This is a genomic window from Gammaproteobacteria bacterium, from assembly GCA_014075255.1.
In the GTDB taxonomy this organism is placed as follows: domain Bacteria; phylum Pseudomonadota; class Gammaproteobacteria; order UBA4575; family UBA4575; genus JABDMD01.
In genome coordinates, this window is record CP046178.1 from 201,233 (window position 1) to 221,915 (window position 20,683).

11 protein-coding genes are annotated in these 20,683 nt (G+C 39.7%); 6 read left to right on the plus strand and 5 right to left on the minus strand.

Features of this window, described 5'->3' with window-relative positions; translation table 11 throughout:
* Positions 1-2: 2 nt before the first annotated feature.
* Genes GKR92_01085 through GKR92_01095 form a run of 3 tightly spaced genes read right to left on the minus strand, consistent with a single transcriptional unit; the run spans position 3 to position 4,479 of the window.
* Entirely contained in the window at positions 3-2,921 is a 2,919-nt protein-coding gene (locus GKR92_01085) for an FAD-dependent oxidoreductase (GenBank protein QMU60361.1), read from the minus strand.
* Between the two features lie 16 nt (positions 2,922-2,937).
* The gene (locus GKR92_01090; GenBank protein ID QMU60362.1) at positions 2,938-3,213 is read right to left on the minus strand and encodes a sarcosine oxidase subunit delta; all 276 of its coding nucleotides are present in this window, start codon (positions 3,211-3,213) and stop codon (positions 2,938-2,940) included.
* 24 nt (positions 3,214-3,237) lie between these two features.
* Positions 3,238-4,479 (minus strand): FAD-dependent oxidoreductase, encoded by a 1,242-nt coding sequence (locus GKR92_01095; GenBank protein QMU60363.1) that lies wholly within the window; start codon positions 4,477-4,479, stop codon positions 3,238-3,240.
* 956 nt (positions 4,480-5,435) lie between these two features.
* Here GKR92_01095 and GKR92_01100 point away from each other — a divergent pair.
* From GKR92_01100 to GKR92_01125, 6 genes are all read left to right on the plus strand, one after another.
* On the plus strand, positions 5,436-9,269 hold the full coding sequence (locus tag GKR92_01100) for a hypothetical protein (GenBank protein QMU60364.1): 3,834 nt from the start codon (positions 5,436-5,438) through the stop codon (positions 9,267-9,269).
* Positions 9,270-9,433: 164 nt separating this feature from the next.
* A complete protein-coding gene (locus GKR92_01105; GenBank protein ID QMU60365.1) occupies positions 9,434-11,410 on the plus strand; it encodes a hypothetical protein in 1,977 nt (658 codons plus the stop codon).
* The gene (locus tag GKR92_01110) at positions 11,370-12,341 is read left to right on the plus strand and encodes a hypothetical protein (GenBank protein QMU60366.1); all 972 of its coding nucleotides are present in this window, start codon (positions 11,370-11,372) and stop codon (positions 12,339-12,341) included. The genes GKR92_01105 and GKR92_01110 overlap by 41 nt, the downstream gene beginning before the upstream one ends.
* Before the next feature lie 199 nt (positions 12,342-12,540).
* Positions 12,541-14,301, plus strand: coding sequence for an ATP-binding cassette domain-containing protein (locus tag GKR92_01115; protein ID QMU60367.1), 1,761 nt, complete (start codon positions 12,541-12,543; stop codon positions 14,299-14,301).
* Between the two features lie 8 nt (positions 14,302-14,309).
* The gene (locus tag GKR92_01120; protein QMU60368.1) at positions 14,310-16,499 is read left to right on the plus strand and encodes an ATP-binding cassette domain-containing protein; all 2,190 of its coding nucleotides are present in this window, start codon (positions 14,310-14,312) and stop codon (positions 16,497-16,499) included.
* On the plus strand, positions 16,496-17,851 hold the full coding sequence (locus GKR92_01125; protein ID QMU60369.1) for an HlyD family type I secretion periplasmic adaptor subunit: 1,356 nt from the start codon (positions 16,496-16,498) through the stop codon (positions 17,849-17,851). The genes GKR92_01120 and GKR92_01125 overlap by 4 nt, the downstream gene beginning before the upstream one ends.
* 16 nt (positions 17,852-17,867) lie before the next feature.
* Here the strand turns inward: GKR92_01125 and GKR92_01130 are convergent, their stop codons facing one another.
* Positions 17,868-18,332: a response regulator gene (locus GKR92_01130; protein QMU60370.1), complete on the minus strand. Its 465-nt coding sequence runs from the start codon at positions 18,330-18,332 to the stop codon at positions 17,868-17,870.
* A complete protein-coding gene (locus GKR92_01135) occupies positions 18,329-20,683 on the minus strand; it encodes a PAS domain-containing protein (protein ID QMU60371.1) in 2,355 nt (784 codons plus the stop codon). The genes GKR92_01130 and GKR92_01135 overlap by 4 nt, the downstream gene beginning before the upstream one ends.

Below are 20,683 nucleotides of genomic sequence, written 5' to 3' on the forward strand. Positions count from 1 at the left end.
AGCTACATTTCTTGGCGTTTATTATCTGGATCATAAAATGGTATATCGACGACTTGAGCTTGGATAACCGTTCCGCTAGTGAGTTTAATGCTGATCTGCATACCTACCTCGGTATTTGCTTTAGCATAAGCCAGGCCAATTATTTTATTTAAACTAGGAGAATGCGCGATAGAAGTTATATGTCCAACAATATTGTTTCCTTCTAATATCACATTCGATTCTGTAGGCATTTCTTCTTGTAAATTATCGATAGTAAAGCCGACTAGTTTACGGTCAGAAGGGTGGTTATCGATTAACTGTAATGAGCGGCCCCCAACAAAGAAGGGTTTCTTTTTTGCAATCGCCCAGGTCATATGAACTTCTTGGGGTGTGGTCATGGCATCAGTATCTTGACTAACAATAATATGGCCTTTTTCCAATCGTAGTAATCGTTGCGCTTCAATGCCTACTGGTTGAATATTTTGTTCTTTTCCCGCTTCTAATAGCGCATCCCATAAGGCTTCACCTTGTGAGGAAGGCACATGTATTTCATAGCCTAATTCACCAACAAATCCTACGCGTAATAAGCGTGCTGGAATATGTGCAACGGTACCTTCGCGTACGGCTAAATAAGGAAATCCTTCAGGGGTAAGATCGATGTCATGACAGACTTTATGTAACACTTCGCGAGCATTCGGTCCTGCAATATTTACGCCTGCATATGCTGCAGTTACATTCGTTACATCAACATCTAATCGCCATTGGGTATTCCACCACATCATAGTGCGATAGACATTATCCACACCACCTGTAGTTGCGGTAACATAAAAGTGCTCGTCGCTGAATCTACATGCAACACCGTCATCGATGATGGTTCCTGCTGGATTGGTCATTAATAAGTAGCGAGACATGCCTATTTTTTGCTTTGCATAGGCAAAGGTGTACATGCGATTTAAGAACTCAGCTGCATCCGGTCCACGAACTTCGAGCCCACCTAAAGTTGATACATCTATTAAGCCAACGTTATTGCGTATGGTTAGGTTTTCGTCTCGTATACATTGATCTCGATTTTGTGGTTGTCCGTAATATCCAGGTCGCCACCAGACACCTGCAGTGATCATCTGTGCGCCAAGTTCTTTGTGCCGGTGATGGATTGCGGTAAGTCGTTCAGGTTCAAAACTTCGTCCTGCAATGACACCCAATTTTTCTGCTCTAAAAGGTGGGCGAGCTGTGGTTACACCCACTTCTGCAACTTTACGTTGCGTCTGATCTGCAACAATTCGTGCGGTTGCAAGTGCTGAGTGGCGACCTTGAGAAGGCCCCATGCCAACTGTTGAATATCTTTTTACTAATTCGAGTTCAGAATAACCGTCTTTGCAAGCGTTGACGATATCTGCATATTGAAGATCTTCATCTAAATCTACAAACTCTTTGCCTTTAGGATGCGGAAATAGGGGCCATGGATGATTTCCATAAGTATTAGTGGCGGACAACTGTTCCGCAATGATGTCATTAACTTCTAGCCCTAAATTATTACAAGCAGCTTTTCCAGCTTGTTTGCCGGAATCTATTAACGCGGTGAGTTCGCTAACACCGTTTACAGCACCGGCTAAATGTAGTGACCTGGGAAGTTGAGTTATAGAAAATCTCGCGGTATCGTCGTCATATGAAATTTTGCCGCCAGATTGAAGCGCGAGCTGATAGGTGGGTGTGAATCCAATGGATACGCAAAGCAAATCACAATCAAAATGTTTAGATTCATCTGCGCATTGACCTTGTCCAATAACATTGCGTAATTCGACACTCTCAAGATGGTTTTTGTCTGCCCGCGACTCAGCCGCATAAACAGCATGACCGGTATGAATCGGTATACCTTTTTCAAGTACTTTTTCATGTAACGAGGTAGCAATAGGGGATTCACGCAAGTCGGCAATGGCAACAATATCCACACCATTATCAAATAGATCTAATGCTGTGCCATAACCATCGTCGTTAGCCGTAAGAATTACTGCGCGATGTCCTGGACGTACTCCATATAAACGAATCAATCTTTGTGCCGCTGAACCAAGCAGAATACCGGGTAGATCATTGTTATGGAAAATGGCGGGCTGTTCCATTTTTCCAGATGCCAGCACCATTTCTTTTGCGCGTAGCTTGTACATGCGGTTACCTTGAATAATGGGCAGCCAATTGTCTGCGAACCATCCATTGCAAACTGCACTGGTTAATACTTCTATATTAGATTGACTAACCACTGCTTCAAGTAATTCATTTCGCATTGCAGATGACAATGTTCCATCCACATCTAAACGAGAATAATTTAATGAGCCGCCGATAAGGTGCTCTTGTTCGATTAGGATAACTTCAGCGCCAGCCTTGGCAGCCACTAATGCTGCATTCAGTCCTGCAGGTCCAGATCCAATAACGGCTACATCGCAAAACTTATCACTTTTGTCAAAATAAGCATGCGGTGTATTTGGGTCTATTTTCCCTAGGCCTGCGCGTTTGCGCACTACGGGTTCCCAAAATTTTTGCCAAATTCCTCTAGGTCGATAAAAAGCTTTGTAATAAAAACCGACTGGCATAAACTTACTAAAAGTTCCCACTTTTGCATCTTTGTCGTTTTCTAGACTGCCATTATAGTTTTGTCCGCTAACTTGCAAGTCAGTAGTTATTTTACGACGATCTGCCGCGACGTTAGGTTCACCTTCAAGTTGAACAAGAGTGTCAGCTTCAAGTCCGGCCATAGACATCACGCCGCGTGGGCGGTGATATTTAAATGAGCGTGACAGTAGCCAAACATTGTTCGCTGCTAATGCACTAGCAATAGTATCTCCGGCTAAACCGGTATAGTTTTTACCTTCAAAACTAAAGGTGATCGATTGATTGTGATCAACAAATAGTCCTGTGGACGTTGGCAGACGATTTATTTGAGTATCCATTACTTTATTTGTTCAGCTAGAAATCCACACGATCAGTAAATACTTCATTGGCAGGATAGGTGTTTAAAATTTCATCAGTGACGGTATTGCGTTCTGCGATGAACCAAAATGTGGTGGCCGTATGGCACCACCATTCGCGTATAACACCTGCTGTATTGTTAGACATCCACGTAAAGTCAGCCCATTGTTCATCGCTTAATTCATTTGGATTGGGCATATCCGTAACTTCGCCAAAACAAATAAATTCTGAAATGTTTCTTGGTCCGTTTAAGGGGCAGTTCATTATTTTCATAATTATATCTACTAACAATTTTTACTAATGACTTGCTGCGGTGGCGCCAGCTTCGTTTGATAACTTAAAGGTTTTAAAACGTTCTAGTTGAAATGGTTGAATCATTTCTACAGTTTTTTCTTGTGCGATCGTTTCTGCCATGCATTTTCCAGAAATTGGCGTCGCTTTGAATCCCCAAGTACCCCAACCAGCATCCAGCCAATAATTTTTCACTGGGCTTTCACCCATTACAGGGCTGTAGTCTGGCGTCATGTCGGTAATGCCTGCCCATTGGCGCAATAACTTTAACTCTGCAAAAAATGGGAATAACTCTAGCGTATGTGCAATAAGACTTTCTTTAAGATCAAGCGTGGATCGAGTGGAGTACAATTCATAAGGATCAGAACCACCACCAATAACAATTTCACCGCGAGCCGTTTGAGAAACATAAGCATGCAATCCTGCTGAGCTTACTAATGGATCAAGAAATGGTTTAACAGGTTGCGTGACCATGGCTTGTAAAGGATAGCTGCGTATCGGTAATTGAATACCTGCCATTTTTGCAACTACAGAGCTCATACCTGCAACCGCTTGAATCGCATGATTGCATTGTATGGTGCCACGATCTGTTTCGATAGCAGTTACTTTTCCGGAATTTATTACTACATCGGTCACTTCGGTACGCTGATGAATTTCAACTCCCATTTGTGATGCACGCATAGCATAACCCCAAGCGACTGAGTCATGTCTTGCGGTACCACCATCACGATGCCATAACCCAGCTTGTATCGGGAAGCGTGCATTTTTATCCATATTTAGGGTGGGTACAATTTCTTGAATTTGTTTACGGTCCACCATTTCTGAACGAACACCCATGTGTTTGTTTACTTCAGCACGCAATGTAAAAGTACGCACACTTGCATCAGAGTGCGCAAGTGTTAGCTGCCCGCGTTGCGAATACATTTGGTTGTATCCCAACTCATTCGCTAAATTTTTAAACAGTTCGACAGAGGCTTTATAAAAGGTTACTGCTTCGGGAGAGATATAATTTGAACGTACAACTGCAGTGTTACGTGCTGTATTTCCTCCACCAATATAGCCTTTGTCTAGCACTGCAACATTAGTGATGCCGTGATAGCGAGCTAAGTGATATGCAGTAGATAAGCCATGGCCGCCAGCACCGATAATTACGACATCGTATGATTTTTTTAAATCCTTGGGTGCAGGAATATCACGACGAGCAGGATATTTAGATGAGAAGCCGTATTTTAATAATCCTAATGGCATGAGTAATCTCTAATTTAGCAACTTATATCTATGTTAAAGCAAGTTAATAATTATATTTAAATATTAAGCTATTATTGTGTAAATTTTGTAATACTTTTATGCTCGTTAAGATTGCAAAATTGATGTATGTCCTGCAATTTAGCACTCTTTTTAAATAATATTATTTCTTACGTAATGCATAAAAACGTGCAAGGTATTGACGGCAACATGGTGCTTTAAATTATTTGCAAACAGTTGATAGTTAAAGAAATAATTATACAGATGATTGGTTGTGCTGAGTGTATGGTCAATTGCTCGAAAGATGTACTCCCTATGGAGTAACGAAATAACTTACTTAGTTAATGATTTAATTCCACGCACCTGAGATTGAGTTTTTGGGATTATTAGTAACAACAATATGAGTAAGATGAAGAAAGCGAGGTAGTGCCTCAAGCGATGGGATTTGTGTCGTAATTGGTGTTGAATAGTTTGCTTGTACGTTAGACTGCTTTTAAATAAAAGCCCTGCAAAGCAGGGCCTTTATTTAACATCAAATATGATTATCGATGTTGTTTAGACTCTCCATGGTGAAAGTTATCAGCCTGATAAAAGTGCCAATACATATATAATGCAATAGCACCCACCGTTCCTAAGAAAATTAGCAATGTATAAAAGTCTGCCATTTTCATCTCCTCCAGTTCCAACGAATTTTTTCCTATTTTAGGAAAAGTATAGGTTTTAGCTTATGCCAAAACCACGCAGACTATAGGGTATATAATCTGTAAATGTCAATATTTGATGGGTGGGGTATTACCTAAAAACTGCTGCATATAGTCATAATCCTGTTTAAATATACGATTCGATCACAGATTCGATCGATATTTCCTTGTTTTTACTAAACTTTTAAGTGTTTTAGCCGAAATCTTAATGCGGATAAATACGTATTTTGAACTTTGGATCTACAAGGAAGTTTAGCCATGGCGGTATTTGATAAGTTTAAGCAATGGGTCGAAAAAACATTTGAGACGACTCAATCTAGTAACGAACAAGTATTAGATGAGCAATATCAAGAGCAGATTGATGTTGAAACCCCGCGTGAAGAGTTGTTTAAACAAAACATTCTTATGGGTGATACGGGTCGCTCTGAAATTATAGGTGAAGAAACCGCTTCTGAGAATATTGCCACTTCTGCAGATGAGTTTGTTCCTGCTAGAAATATAGAGCAAGAACAAGGTGCATCATCTGAACAAAATCAGAATGAAATAAATATTCCTGACTTTTTAAAGGCAGATAATGATTCTGATTTAAATACTGCTAACGCAGCTCAACCTTTTTCTAATGATCAAGATTTATCATCTGTTAGTGGTCTTGACGCTACTCAATTTAATTCAACTCCAGTACCAAATGATTTTGTTAGTTCATCTTCTGTAGGAACAGGTTCTAATTTCCCCGGTGACTCTGGTAACAATATAATTCCAGACCCTGTTCCAATATCTGATCTAAGTCCTGTTTATGATTCAGACACCACTGCGAACAGTGTGAATGAAAGTGCCAGTGCCGGCACCAGTGTTGGGGTGACCGCGTTTGCGGATGATCCGGACAGTGCCGACACCGTGAGTTACAGTTTAAGTAGCAATCCTGGTAATGCGTTTGCGATCAACACCAGCACCGGTGAAGTCACGGTCGCCAATCCTGGTGCACTCGACTTTGAAACCAATGCGACGATGCAAATCCAAGTGACCGCCACCAGTAGTGATGGCAGTTCCAGTAATGCGACGTTCGACATCAGCATTGGTGATGATGTAGACGAGTTCGACATCAGTGCGGTAACCGACAGTGACACCACTGCGAACAGTGTGAATGAAAGTGCCAGTGCCGGCACCAGTGTTGGGGTGACCGCGTTTGCGGATGATCCGGACAGTGCCGACACCGTGAGTTACAGTTTAAGTAGCAATCCTGGTAATGCGTTTGCGATCAACACCAGCACCGGTGAAGTCACGGTCGCCAATCCTGGTGCACTCGACTTTGAAACCAATGCGACGATGCAAATCCAAGTGACCGCCACCAGTAGTGATGGCAGTTCCAGTAATGCGACGTTCGACATCAGCATTGGTGATGATGTAGACGAGTTCGACATCAGTGCGGTAACCGACAGTGACACCACTGCGAACAGTGTGAATGAAAGTGCCAGTGCCGGCACCAGTGTTGGGGTGACCGCGTTTGCGGATGATCCGGACAGTGCCGACACCGTGAGTTACAGTTTAAGTAGCAATCCTGGTAATGCGTTTGCGATCAACACCAGCACCGGTGAAGTCACGGTCGCCAATCCTGGTGCACTCGACTTTGAAACCAATGCGACGATGCAAATCCAAGTGACCGCCACCAGTAGTGATGGCAGTTCCAGTAATGCGACGTTCGACATCAGCATTGGTGATGATGTAGACGAGTTCGACATCAGTGCGGTAACCGACAGTGACACCACTGCGAACAGTGTGAATGAAAGTGCCAGTGCCGGCACCAGTGTTGGGGTGACCGCGTTTGCGGATGATCCGGACAGTGCCGACACCGTGAGTTACAGTTTAAGTAGCAATCCTGGTAATGCGTTTGCGATCAACACCAGCACCGGTGAAGTCACGGTCGCCAATCCTGGTGCACTCGACTTTGAAACCAATGCGACGATGCAAATCCAAGTGACCGCCACCAGTAGTGATGGCAGTTCCAGTAATGCGACGTTCGACATCAGCATTGGTGATGATGTAGACGAGTTCGACATCAGTGCGGTAACCGACAGTGACACCACTGCGAACAGTGTGAATGAAAGTGCCAGTGCCGGCACCAGTGTTGGGGTGACCGCGTTTGCGGATGATCCGGACAGTGCCGACACCGTGAGTTACAGTTTAAGTAGCAATCCTGGTAATGCGTTTGCGATCAACACCAGCACCGGTGAAGTCACGGTCGCCAATCCTGGTGCACTCGACTTTGAAACCAATGCGACGATGCAAATCCAAGTGACCGCCACCAGTAGTGATGGCAGTTCCAGTAATGCGACGTTCGACATTGCAATTGAAGATATTAATGAAGGTGTAGTTGTTACTACAAATAATGTCAATGGTAATGAGGACAGTGCTATAGCACTAAATATACAATTATCAAGTGTAGAACAAGGTTCTGCAGTTGCTATTACCATTAGTGGTGTTCCAACTGGTTCAGTGCTATCAGCAGGTGTAGATAATAATGATGGGACTTGGACTTTAGATCAAACAGAATTATCAGGGCTAACGTTAACGCCTCCTGAAAATAGTGATACAGACTTTTCATTAGCTGTGCAGACTACTGTAACGGAAGATGGCGTTACTCTGACATATAATAATACCTTTAATGTAAACGTAGACGCAGTCGCAGATGCACCTATGTTAGTGGGTCCGAATACGATCACACATTTGCAAAATCCTGCCACTAATTTTGAAGGTGGTTTAGGTAATGTAGATGTTTTAGGTACAGTAAATAATCCTAATTCATTCCAAGGACAAAACCCAACAGAAGGTGCCTCAATAGCACAGCTATTAGCTAGTGGTGCGACCGATGCACAAGTAGAGGCAGAACTAGGTTTAGCAGCAGGCTCTTTGGATGTATTGTCTCCAGGTAATGCTACGGATGGATCTTCTATGCAAACAGCAATAGCTGTGCAAGAAGGTGATGTAATTACATTTGATTGGAATTTTTACAATGCAGAGAATGCTGGTGATATTGGTAATGGTTTTAACGATTTCGCAATTGTAAATATAAATGGTACTCCTCAAGGATTATCTCAATCTTCTAATATTGGAAATCCAGGTGCTACGGGATGGCAAACATTTACCTTTACTGCAACAGAAGATGGTGTGCTAGATCTTGGTTTTGCCGTAATGAATACAAGAGATCAGGCGGTCGACTCAAGTTTGTTGGTAGATAATCTTGAAATTAATGGCAGCACTGTAGACACACGCCCAGTGGATTTAAATCTAGCAATCGCATTGGTAGATAATGATGGCTCAGAATCTATCGAAATAGAAATATCTGGCGTGCCGGCTGATGCAAGTCTAAGTGCGGGTACCAACTTAGGTAGTGGTGTTTGGTCAGTAGATCAAAATGATGTAGATGGTTTACAGCTTGTGCCTTCGGCAACAACCTCTGGAACGGTTTCACTAACAGTGAGTGCTACGTCCACAGAAGCGAATGGTGGTGATACTGCAACAGTAACACAAAATGTAGATGTGGTATTTGAAACATTAGATGGGCCTATGTTCGGAACGTTAGGTAATGACAACATCACGGGTACCGCAAATGATGATGTAATTGTTGCGCGCGATGGCAATGATGTTATTGCGGGTGGTGATGGTGATGATTTAATTGTTGGTGGTGCAGGAAATGATATTTTAAATGGTGATGCAGGCAATGATCAAATTTATGGTGGTGATGGGAACGATTCTCTCAATGGCGGTGATGGAAACGATATCTTAATAGGTGGCGCAGGAAATGATGCTGCAGTGGGTGGTGCAGGTGATGATGTGTATGTGTTTGAAGCATTAGGTGATACAGATTCATTTAGTGGTGGCAATGGTGGTGGTTGGACCGATGTTGTAAGTCTAGATGTAGATATCTCGTCCTTACCAAATCCTGCTGATCCATGGACGGTTACAGTAGGTGGTAATGAGGTTAGTTATGATGTCGCGCTTGGATATTTGGATTTAGGAACTGATGCCGCGGGATCTATTACTTTTGATGATGGCAGCACATTGAACTTCGATGGTGTTGAAGGTATTGAATGGTAATTGATTGCGTAAATTTTATTAATACAATTATTAAATGAGACGAGGGTCACATATCGATCAAAAATTTACGTTAATCAGCTGATATAGCGCTAAAGATAGTATCAAAGTAGCCGTTACCGTACTTGCATAAATGTAAATAAAAAATTTGAGCAAGGAATGCGATAATGGCAAGTGGTGATAAGGATGTTGATGTAAAAAAGGTCGTCTTGAGTGATGAGCAATTTGATGGTTCTTCAAATAAGAACCAAATTCCTGATGCGGGTGATCAATCTTCAAACTTTCCCCAAGAGGAATTTTTTAAACAAAATATTCAAATGGGTGAGGCAGGCTTGTCTATTGGGGATGAAGCCTTACAGCAAGCTGGATCTCAGGATACAGGCAATTCCAATTCTTCAATAAATTCTGAAACATTAAATCAGCCGCATGAGACTGATTCTCAATCTGCTCAAGAATTATCATCAGATAGCGTATCAAAAAGTTCAAACTCTTCTTCGAAGTCTGGCAGTAGTAAAAATAATTCTACCGATTCAAGTTCAGTTTTATTTTCTGAAGCGCAAAATACTGATCAAGATAATATTTCAGCTGATAGCAATATAAATCAAACCACAAATTTTGTTAGTGGCGAAGAATCGGTTAATTTAGGCTCTTCAAATTCTCCCGGTGCAGAATCTAATGAAAATAGTAATGTAGACAGTGCAGCTAGTTCACCTGTTTTAAATGTTGAGCAGGCGGTGGGAGACGAAGATACTGCAATCTCTTTAGATATAAGTGCAGCACTAACAGATAACGATGGTTCAGAAAGTTTATTTATAGAAATAAAAGATATACCTGAAGGTGCAATACTTTCAGATGGTGTGAATAGTTTTAGTGCAAGTGCATCCGAAACAAGTGTGAATATAAGCGAATGGAATACAAATACGTTGACCATAATCCCTGCTAGTAACAGTGATTCAGACTTTGATTTAACGATCAGTGCTACTTCGACAGAAGAATCGAATAACGATACTGCTACAGCAACTGCATCGTTAAATGTTGTTATTAATTCTGTAAATGATGCGCCGGAAGGAATTTCGTTAGATGGTACTAATGTAGCAGAGAATAGTGATGGTGCAGTTATTGGTACTGTTTCTACAAGCGATGCCGATGTAAACGATTCTCATAGTTATAGTGTTAGTGATGACCGTTTTGAAGTTGTTAATGATGGCGATGGAAACATGCAGCTTAAATTAAAAGATGGTCAAAGCTTTAATTATGAAAAAGATTCATCTGTAGACGTAACGGTGGTTTCAACAGATGAAGGTGGTTTGTCAGTTTCGCAAGAATTTACTATTAATATTGATGACGTAAATGATTTTAATCATATTATTGGAACAGATAACAATGATCTTCTACGTGGTACTGCAGGTGACGATAAAATTGAAGCTTTAGATGGAAATGATCGCGTTTATGCTGGTGATGGGCATGACGCAGTTTACGGCGGTGCAGGCAATGATGTTTTATCTGGGCAAGGCGGTAATGATGAAGTATATGGTGGTGCAGGTAATGATTATATATACGGTGGTGATGGTGAAAATGTATTAGATGGTGGTGATGGTGCGGATCGGATTTATGCGCATCAAGGTGGAACAGATGAAATACATGGAGGTGAAGGCAATGATTATATCTATATCGATGGTAATGACAGCGTCGATGGTGGTGCTGGGACAGATCGCGTTTATACATATGGCGAAGAAGATGTATCCCTCAACATGGGGGACGCGAACGTAGAACAAGTGTTTGCACAAACCGATGCCGATCATGACATTGATGCGAGCAGTGCTGAAGCGGGTGTACAAGTAATTGCGCGTGGTGGTGACGACAATATTGTAGGTTCAGACCATAATGATGACATACGTGGTGGTGATGGAAACAATACTTTAGACGGTGGCGACGGTGATGATCGGATTTACGGTCACACGGGTGGAACAGATGAAATACATGGAGGTGAAGGCAATGATTATATCTATATCGATGGTAATGACAGCGTCGATGGTGGTGATGGTACGGATCGTGTGTATACGTACGGCGAAGATGATATCTCCTTAAACATGGGCGACGCGAATGTTGAAAAGTGTTTATGCACAAACCGATGCCGATCATGATATTGATGCGAGCAGTGCTGAAGCGGGTGTACAAGTAATTGCGCGTGGTGGTGACGATAATATTGTAGGTTCAGACCATAATGATGACATACGTGGTGGTGATGGAAACAATACTTTAGACGGTGGCGATGGTGCGGATCGGATTTATGCACATAAGGGTGGTACCGACGACATCAGTGGTGGTGCAGGTAACGATTATATTTACATTGATGGAGGTGACAAAGTAGATGGTGGTGATGGTACGGATCGTGTGTATACGTATGGCGAAGATGATATCTCCTTAAACATGGGCGACGCGAATGTTGAAAGTGTTTATGCACAAACGGATGCTGATCATGATATTGACGCGAGCAGTTCTGATGATGCTGTTGTTGTTCGCACAAAAGATGGAGACGATGAAATTACAGGTAGTGATTACAATGATAATCTAGGTGGTGGAGCAGGGAATGATGTCATTGAAGGTGGTGCAGGAAATGATTACGTGTATGGACAAGATGGTAATGATTCCATCAGTGGTGGTGATGGTGATGACCGAATGTATGGCGGCAGTGGCGATGATAATCTTAGTGGCGGTGATGGTAATGACCGCATGTATGGTGAAAGTGGTGACGATACATTAGTAATTGGCGAAGGCAACGATATTGCCTATGGTGGTGATGGTAGTGATTTATTTATATTAGACACACTTGATGGAAATGATGTTGTTCACGGTGGTACAGGCGAAGGTTGGTCTGATATTTTGCAAATTGATGTGGCACCTGGTGATACCGGTGATAGCGATAACCCGTGGAGTATAGAAGTTAATGGGGAAAGTGTAGAATTTAGTATTGCGGATGGAGGTATTGATATGGGTACCGATGCGTCCGGCGTAATTTCTTTTGCAGATGGAACAGAGGTTGCTTTTGATGGAGTTGAGTCTATTCAATGGTAGTTAATTTACTCTGCTATGCCAGTCAACGCCCTTTGTCTCTAAAAAAGTTGGTTTTATCCAGTATAAGCAAGCAAGTTTCTGATTTCTAAAGAGTTTCATTCTTTAGCCGATAAATATTCATAGATCTAGAGCATGCTCACTCACAAGGTTGTGGTGGGCTGTATACGTATGAAGTTATTTAAAGGTTAAGAAGACAAGAATGGATCAACTGAAAATGACAGAAAACATTTCTGTTAATGATTCAAACCAAACTAATCATAAAGTTCCTACTGCATGGAAGCGTTGGGATGTTTTGCTCGCGTCGTTATTTATAAATTTAACAACATTAGCTTTACCTTTAGTGATTCTGCAAGTTTATGATCGCATTCTGCCAAATCAAGCAACCGATACTTTTTCTTTATTAGTATTCGGATTATTAGCTGCTGCGATATTGGACGGGGTTTTACGTGTTGCACGATCAGCCATCCTTACTTGGAAAGGCGTGCAATATGAACATACTGAAGGAATACATTCTATAGAAAGAATAGTTCATTCAGATCTTGTGAAGTTTGAAAGTGATTCCATTGGTTCTTACTTAGATAAAATGGAAAGTCTTAAAAAAGTTCGAGAATTTTATTCTGGGCAAAATATCTTAATGTTGGTTGACCTACCATTTGTTTTAGTTTTTCTATGTTTGATATTTGTGTTTGCAGGAAAAATGGTGCTAATCCCCGTAACTGTTATTGGGATCTTTGTGATAATTTCATATTTTACTGGAAAAAAATTAAAACTAGCATTAGAGCAAAGGTCTTCTGCGGATCAACGTAGACAAGATTTTCTAATTGAAATTCTGCAAGGTATACATACAGTCAAAGCGATGGCAATGGAAGCTTTGATGTTAAGAAGGTACGAAAGATTGCAGTCTCAGTCTGCATCTAGTGTTTATGAAGTGAGTCGAATTAACAGCATTGTATCTGGTTTAGGTGCAACTTTTTCGCAAATCGTAATGATTAGTTTTGTAGGGATTGGAAGTATCTATGTTGTTTCGGGAGAATTAACAGTGGGCGCGTTAGCAGCAGGCACTATGCTTTCAGGAAGAGTGCTTCAGCCAGCATTAAAAGCAATGGGATTATGGACACAGGTACAAGCTGTAAATATTGCTGGCGACAAAGTGAAGGAGATGTTGTCGTTACCATTAGAGGCATTAAAAGAAAATTCATTACCCGTAACGTTAAAAGGTGAAATTGAATTACGAGACGTGCATTTTAAGCATGAAGGTTGTGATGTTGAGTTATTGTCAGGGATCTCATTAAATGTACAGCCTGGAGAAGCCATTGGAATCATTGGTGCAAATGGTGTGGGTAAAACTACATTAATTAATTTAGTTATGGGATTTGTAAATCCAACTCAAGGTGAAGTGCTACTTGATGGTAAAAATATTAAAACGTTAGATGGTTCATCAGTGCGTGCACAAACAGCTCTTATGCCTCAACAAGGGACAATTTATGAAGGCACAATACTTGACAATTTAACTTTGTTTCGTGAAGGGTATGCAGTAGATCAAGCTATAGAACTTTCTGAAATGTTTGGTTTAACTAAGGCGATCACTAAGTTGCCCAATGGACTAGATACGCGTATTGGTGGTGCAAATGTAGACTCTATTCCAGCGGGTGTACGTCAACAAATTATTTTAGTGCGATCATTGATTGGTGACGCCATATATGGCGAACCTAAAGTATTGTTATTTGATGATGCTAATTCATGCTTAGACTTTGGTAATGAAGCTCGCTTACATAAGTATTTGCAAGAAAATCATAAAGGCCTAACGATGATCATTATTTCTCATCGGCCTTCACTATTAGCTATATGTGACAGACATTTCGAGCTAGCGAATGGCGTCCTAAATAGTATGCAGTTTAAATTGGCTAAAAAAGATTTGAAGAAATCTCATTCTTCACTTGATCAGGCGGTAAATCAATAGGTGAAAATATGAGTGTTACTGCTGAAGATATTAAGAAATTGGCAGATGAGAAGCGCTTACCGCTTTCTGAGCGTTTAGCCAATGCAATTCGCAATAGTGCTTTTAATAAAGCGGCCGAAATTTCACCTTATGCGGCATGTATTATGCCTATACTTTCAGAATTAGGGTGGCGGTCGTATAAACGTGAATTAATTGAAGCGATCCCACACTTTGCCAATCATTTGGACTTGGTTGATTTACGTAATATGTTAGTCACTTTGGGATATGAAAGTGACGAGAAAAAAACATCGGTTGAAAAGTTAAATTCATCATTATTACCATGTTTGTTTGAATCTAAATCGGGTGGAATTTATGTAATAACAAAAAAATCTGGAAATGAAGTAACGTATTTTGATGCTCATGAGAATGATTATCGTACTGGTGACTTATTGAATGAAAAAGGTACTGCATATTTGTTTACTGATATGCATCCTACCCATGCAATGACAGGGCAGGAACAATCTGCAGATCAATGGTTTGTCCAGATATTAAAAAGATTTCGTAAGCTGGTTAAACATTTAGTAGCAATGACGTTTATGTTGAATATTATTGCTATGTTTGTACCGCTTTTTATAATGGTGGTGTATGACAACGTAATTGGCGCAAGATCAACCCATACAATTCCTTTTTTGATGGTAGGAATTGGTATTGCGCTTTGCTGTGAATTGATATTTCGCTTGGTGCGCTCAAAAACACTGGGTCTATTAGCGGGCCGGCTAGACTATATAATTGGTGTTGAAACGTTTAAAAAAATTCTTTCTTTACCACCTGCATTAACAGAACGTTCAACAGTAATTTCACAATTGTCTCGCCTGAGACAGTTTGAATCCATACGTGACTTTTTCACGGGTCCAAGTGCAACCTTATTCTTGGAGTTACCATTTGTATTGCTTTTCATAGGCTTATTGTTTTTATTAGGTGGAAGTATTGCGTACATTCCTATTGTTATGATCGCAATATATACGCTCTTTGGATGGTTGTGGTTTCCAAGTTTAAATAAAAAACTTGTGCATGCAGGTCATGCACGTTCAGCAAGACAGCGAATGTTAATGGAAACATTTTCAGGGCTGCGCGAACTTAAAGCCTTAGGTGCAGAAGGTGCTTGGTTAGAACTGTATCGAGAAGCTTCAGGGGAGGCGATGACGCGGACATTTAAGACTTCAACTAGTCATGCGCTAATAAATAGTGTTGCACAGTCATTAATGACAATCGCTGGTGTTTCAGTATTAACTTTAGGCACCTTAAAAGTAATGAATGGTGATATGACCATTGGTGCATTGATCGCAGTTATGGCATTGATTTGGCGAGTGCTTTCTCCATTGCAAGGTGTGTGTTTAGCCATGTTACAAATCGATCAAATCTCACAAAGTATTAAGCAACTAAATCAGTTGATGCGTGTTCCTTCTGAGAGAAATAGTTATAAAGCTGGATTGATCATGCCAAAAATATCCGGGAAAGTTACTTTTGATCGAGTTACATTCCGCTATGGTCAAAATGAAGATCCTGCTTTGATCGGTGCATCTTTTGATATTAATCCTGGAGAATTTGTTGCCATAGTGGGTGGCAATGGATCTGGAAAATCTACAGTTTTGAAATTAGTAGCAGGAATGTATCGAGCTCAAGCAGGAATGTTGTCAATAGATGATACCGATGTACGTCAAATGAATGCTACTGATTTACGTCGCGTAATTGCATATATGCCTCAAAAAGCTAGTTTGTTTTATGGAACCATTGGACAAAACATCCGATTGAATCAACCTTTGGCTACCGATAAGGAATTAATTAAGGCTGCAGATCAAGCAGGAATATTGTCTGCACTTAATAAGTTACCAAAAGGGTTTGAAACTTTGGTCGGTGATCATACTACTTCACGATTACCGTCTGGATTAGTTAATGGTATTTGTTTGGCTCGCTCATATATCCGACAAGCACCTATATTTTTAATGGATGAGCCTGGTACTTCTTTAGACAAGATAACGGATCAGAATTTAATGGATCATTTAGAAAAAATGCGTGGTAAGCAAACTGTATTAATGGTGAGTCACAGACCTTCGCATATCAGACTTGCAGATCGTGCCATTGTAATGGTCAATGGCATGGTTGCACATGTGGGGACACCTGGGGAAGCAATTAAATATCTAACGGAGATGCAAAGATGACTGAAGAAAGCATATCTTTATCCGACAAAGTTAAATCTGAAGTGCCAAGAGCGCGTGCGCGTTTTATTGCACAATCAATTCAACTTGAGGAATCAGATGCACCTGGTGCGGTAAGTATTGGAATTATAACCATAGCATTTCTATGTGTCGCTATCGTAATTTGGGCCTATGTTACTCCCGTTAATGAAGTGGCAGTAACGTCTGGTGAGGTGGTGCCAAGTGGCCATAATCATGTAGTGCAGCACTTAGAGGGTGGTATTGTAAAAGAAATATTTGTTAATGATGGTGAGATAGTAGAAAAGGGTGAGGTATTAGTCCATATTTCACCTATTGCTTCAAAATCTGATCTGCAACAGATCGAAGCACGTCATGCAATATTAAAACTTCAACTCATAAGATTAAATGCAATTCTATCTGGTGTTGAGCCTAATTTTAATCAATATAAAAAAGAATATGCAGGACTAGTTGAAAGCGAAATTAACATATATAAAGCTCAGTTAAAGAGTTATCTTGCTCAATCGAATGTTGCGCAAATAAAAATAAAACAACGCGAACAAGAATTTAAAAGAGAAAATAGCAAAGCAAAATATTTGAAGCGTGAGCTTAACGTTCTGCAACAGCAAGTCGTAATGCGAAAAGATTTAGCAGAACGAGGCTTGATCTCGAAGGTTGAATTTTTAGATAGACAAACGAATATGGCAGAAACTGAAACCCAATATCAGCAAACTTTATCAAATATTCGAGTGGCTGCTGAGTCTAAGCAAGAAGCTTATGCATCTTTTGAAGAATTAGATAGTAAGTTTAATGAAACTATTAAAAAAGAAATTGGCCAAGTTTCTGGTGAGTTAGCTGAGCTAGATAAAAATTTAACAAAATTTCAAGATCGTGTGGCTAGATTAGAAATTAAAGCCCCAGTTTCAGGAATAATCAAAGGATTAACTATTAATACTATACAAAGTGTTATTAAGCCTGGTGAAACCATTATGGAAATTGTCCCGGCAGGTGATGTATTGATCGTAGAATCAAAAGTAGCTACAACTGATATTGGCCATGTGAGTATTGGTCAACGAGCTGAAGTTAAGGTTAACAGTTATGATCCGCATAGATTTGGTACAGTCATGGGTAAAGTAAAGCAGATTAGTGCTTCTACGTTTTTAGATGAACAACATAACCCTTATTTCCAGACAACTATTGCTCTAGATAAAGACTTTGTAGGAAGCACTGCTGGAAAATATAGAATTATTCCGGGAATGACTGTGCAAGCAGACATAAAGACAGGCGAGAAATCGGTACTTGATTATCTACTAAAGCCTATCTATCGAGGTTTTCAAAATGCATTCCAAGAAAGATAAGTGGAATTAAAATTTGTTAATGAATAGTGTCATTGCTTTCATTTAAGTCATGTTTTTTAAACCAAAAATTTTCAATTGATGCTACGATTTCTTTGAAGTCATCAAAATTATCTGGCTTTACAACATATGAGTTAGCATGGAGATCATAGCTCGTAGTCATATCTGATTCAGCTTCAGAACCTGATAAGATGATTATAGGTATATCTTTTAATTCATTACTGGTCTTAATTTTTTCAAGAACTTCACGACCATCTATCTTTGGTAAACTCAAGTCTAATAAAATAAGGTCGGGACGGGGGAATTGGGTAAATTCTCCCTGTCGACTTAATATTTTTAGTGCTTCGTCACCGTCTTTGGCAACACGTAAATTATATTTAAAATGAGAGGAGCGGAATGCTTCCTTGGTAAGCAACACATCGCCTAAATTATCTTCTATCAATAATATCTCAGCTGTTTTATTTTTGGTGTTAATTGTATTCATGCTGCTTTACCTGTTTGTGACATTATATTAGGAATAGAAACAAAAAAAGTGCTGCCAGAACCTTTTTTAGATTCTATACGTATGGTGCCTCCCATTCTGGTAATGACTTTTTTGCAAACAGCTAAGCCTATCCCAGTTCCTTTATACTCATATTTGGCATGTAACCTTTTAAAAGGTTCAAATATTTTTGCATGGTAGTCATTTTCAATACCTATGCCATTATCTGATATGCTAATTACTAACTCGTTTGAATGCTGAAAAGTCTTTATTTCTATTATTGGTTGATTGTTTTTGTTTTGAAATTTTATTCCATTGCTTATCAGATTTTGAAATAAACTTACTAAGCTTGCTTTATTTGCTTGGATTGTTGGTAAGTCGTGAAATAGTATGAGCGCATTTGATTCGCGTATTTGTTTTTCTAAATTAGCGTACACATTATTTAATATATTATTTAAGTCTAGATATTCAATTTTCTCATTTTGCTTGCTTGCTTGTGCATAATCAAGCAAATCTTTGATCAATATGCGCATTTGACTTGCAGATTTTGATAATATATTTAAATATTCCGTGGCAGTATCATCTAACTCTTTCCCATAGTTTTTTTCAAAAAGACCTGTAAAGTTAGTAATCATTCGTAATGGTTCTTGAAGGTCATGCGAAGCAACGTGTGTGAAACTTTCCAATTCAGAATTGGCGTTTGTGAGTTCTTCAACAGCATCTTCTAATCTGATTTCTGTGTCATGTAGATAATCTATATATTGAGAGCGCATCATCTCGTTACCAATCCATTGAGCAATAAGCCTCACAAAAGATTTCTCTCGTTCGGAAAATGGCTTTAATCTTGGTTTGTAATCAGAAAAACTAACGGTGCCATATATCCTGCCATGCACATATAGCGGGGTTCCAATATAACAATTTATGCCAAAATCTGTGTGTTCTGATAAATAGTTAAGATTTGAATTTGCCACATTGTACGCAGCGACCATATCATTTAACTCTATGGTATGAGAGCAAAATGTTTCGCTTAGATTGTAAATAGATTCAGTGTTGATTTTATATTTGTCTGGGCACTGACAGTAAGTCACTGAAGATTTTTCATCTATAATATTGCAAATAATTCCGCAATCTAAATCTAAATAACTCAGCCCTTCCTTGAGAATTGTATTAATTTTATGATTCAGTGAAAGAGCTGCATCTGCGCTAACTAAATAAAGCGAATTCATGAAATGTTCATTGGCTTTACGATTAGAGATATCTACATAGTAGCCCACCATGCGAGTCGCTTTTCCGTCTTCATCTCGTACAGCTTGACCACGAACCCGCATCCAAATGTATTCACCATTTTCCCGACGTAGTCTTCCTTCAACATCGTATTCAGTGTTAAATTTTAAGTGCGAGGTTAGAGATAATTGTGCAGCTTCTTTATCTGCAGGGTGTGTGCGTTCGCTAAACCAAGCAAGGCTTGGTTTGAAATTACTTTCGTTAATACCTAATAGTTCTATGAGACTTGATGAGCAATAAAAATCATTTGTAATTATATCCCAATCAACTAATCCAACTCTGGTGCCTTGCAATGCAAGATCATATCGTTCGGTATTTTCACGAAGTTTCTTTTTGGAGGCGTATAAATCTGTAAATAGTTGATTGAGCGTTATAGCAACAGTGCCGATTTCATCATTAGTTGATATGGGGATTGGGGAAAACTCATTATTTGAGTCATTACTAATTAAGGATGTATTGATTAATTCTAATGGCCGAAATATATATTTGTTCGTTAAAAAATACACTAACCCAATAGCAAAAATGGTCGTTAAAATTAAATAAATGGAAGTACTCAAAATTTGTTTTTGCAATAGTATGCGGGTTTTATAGGTATCAAAAATAACGCCTACCGACGCTTTGGTAAACTGACCATTGCTAAATTTATTCTCTAACCAGATAGATGAAATTGCTGTGTACTGATCAGTGTTGGCATCAAAGTTAAAAGATTGATTATCTTTAAAGTTTGAAAATATTTCATTCGATGGTAACCCAATTAGTGCAGCTTTGTTTGATGCAATTACGGTGGGGGGCTCATTAATTCTTACAATAATAAGCTTTATGTCGCGATTAGCTGCTAAAGTGTTAACACCTTTGATTAGTGCGGGAGATTCACCTGAGGTCTGAGCCATATAGTCAATGATGTCAATGATTTCTACTGCACGAGTATTCAGATTTTCAGAGAGGTTATTGCTAAACACCCTGTACATAAGAGCGCAAATAATAAGAACAGCAATAATAAATATAAACAAAAAAGATAAAATTATACGTTTTTGAGAAGAGGTCTTATAATTTTTACTTACAACACTCAT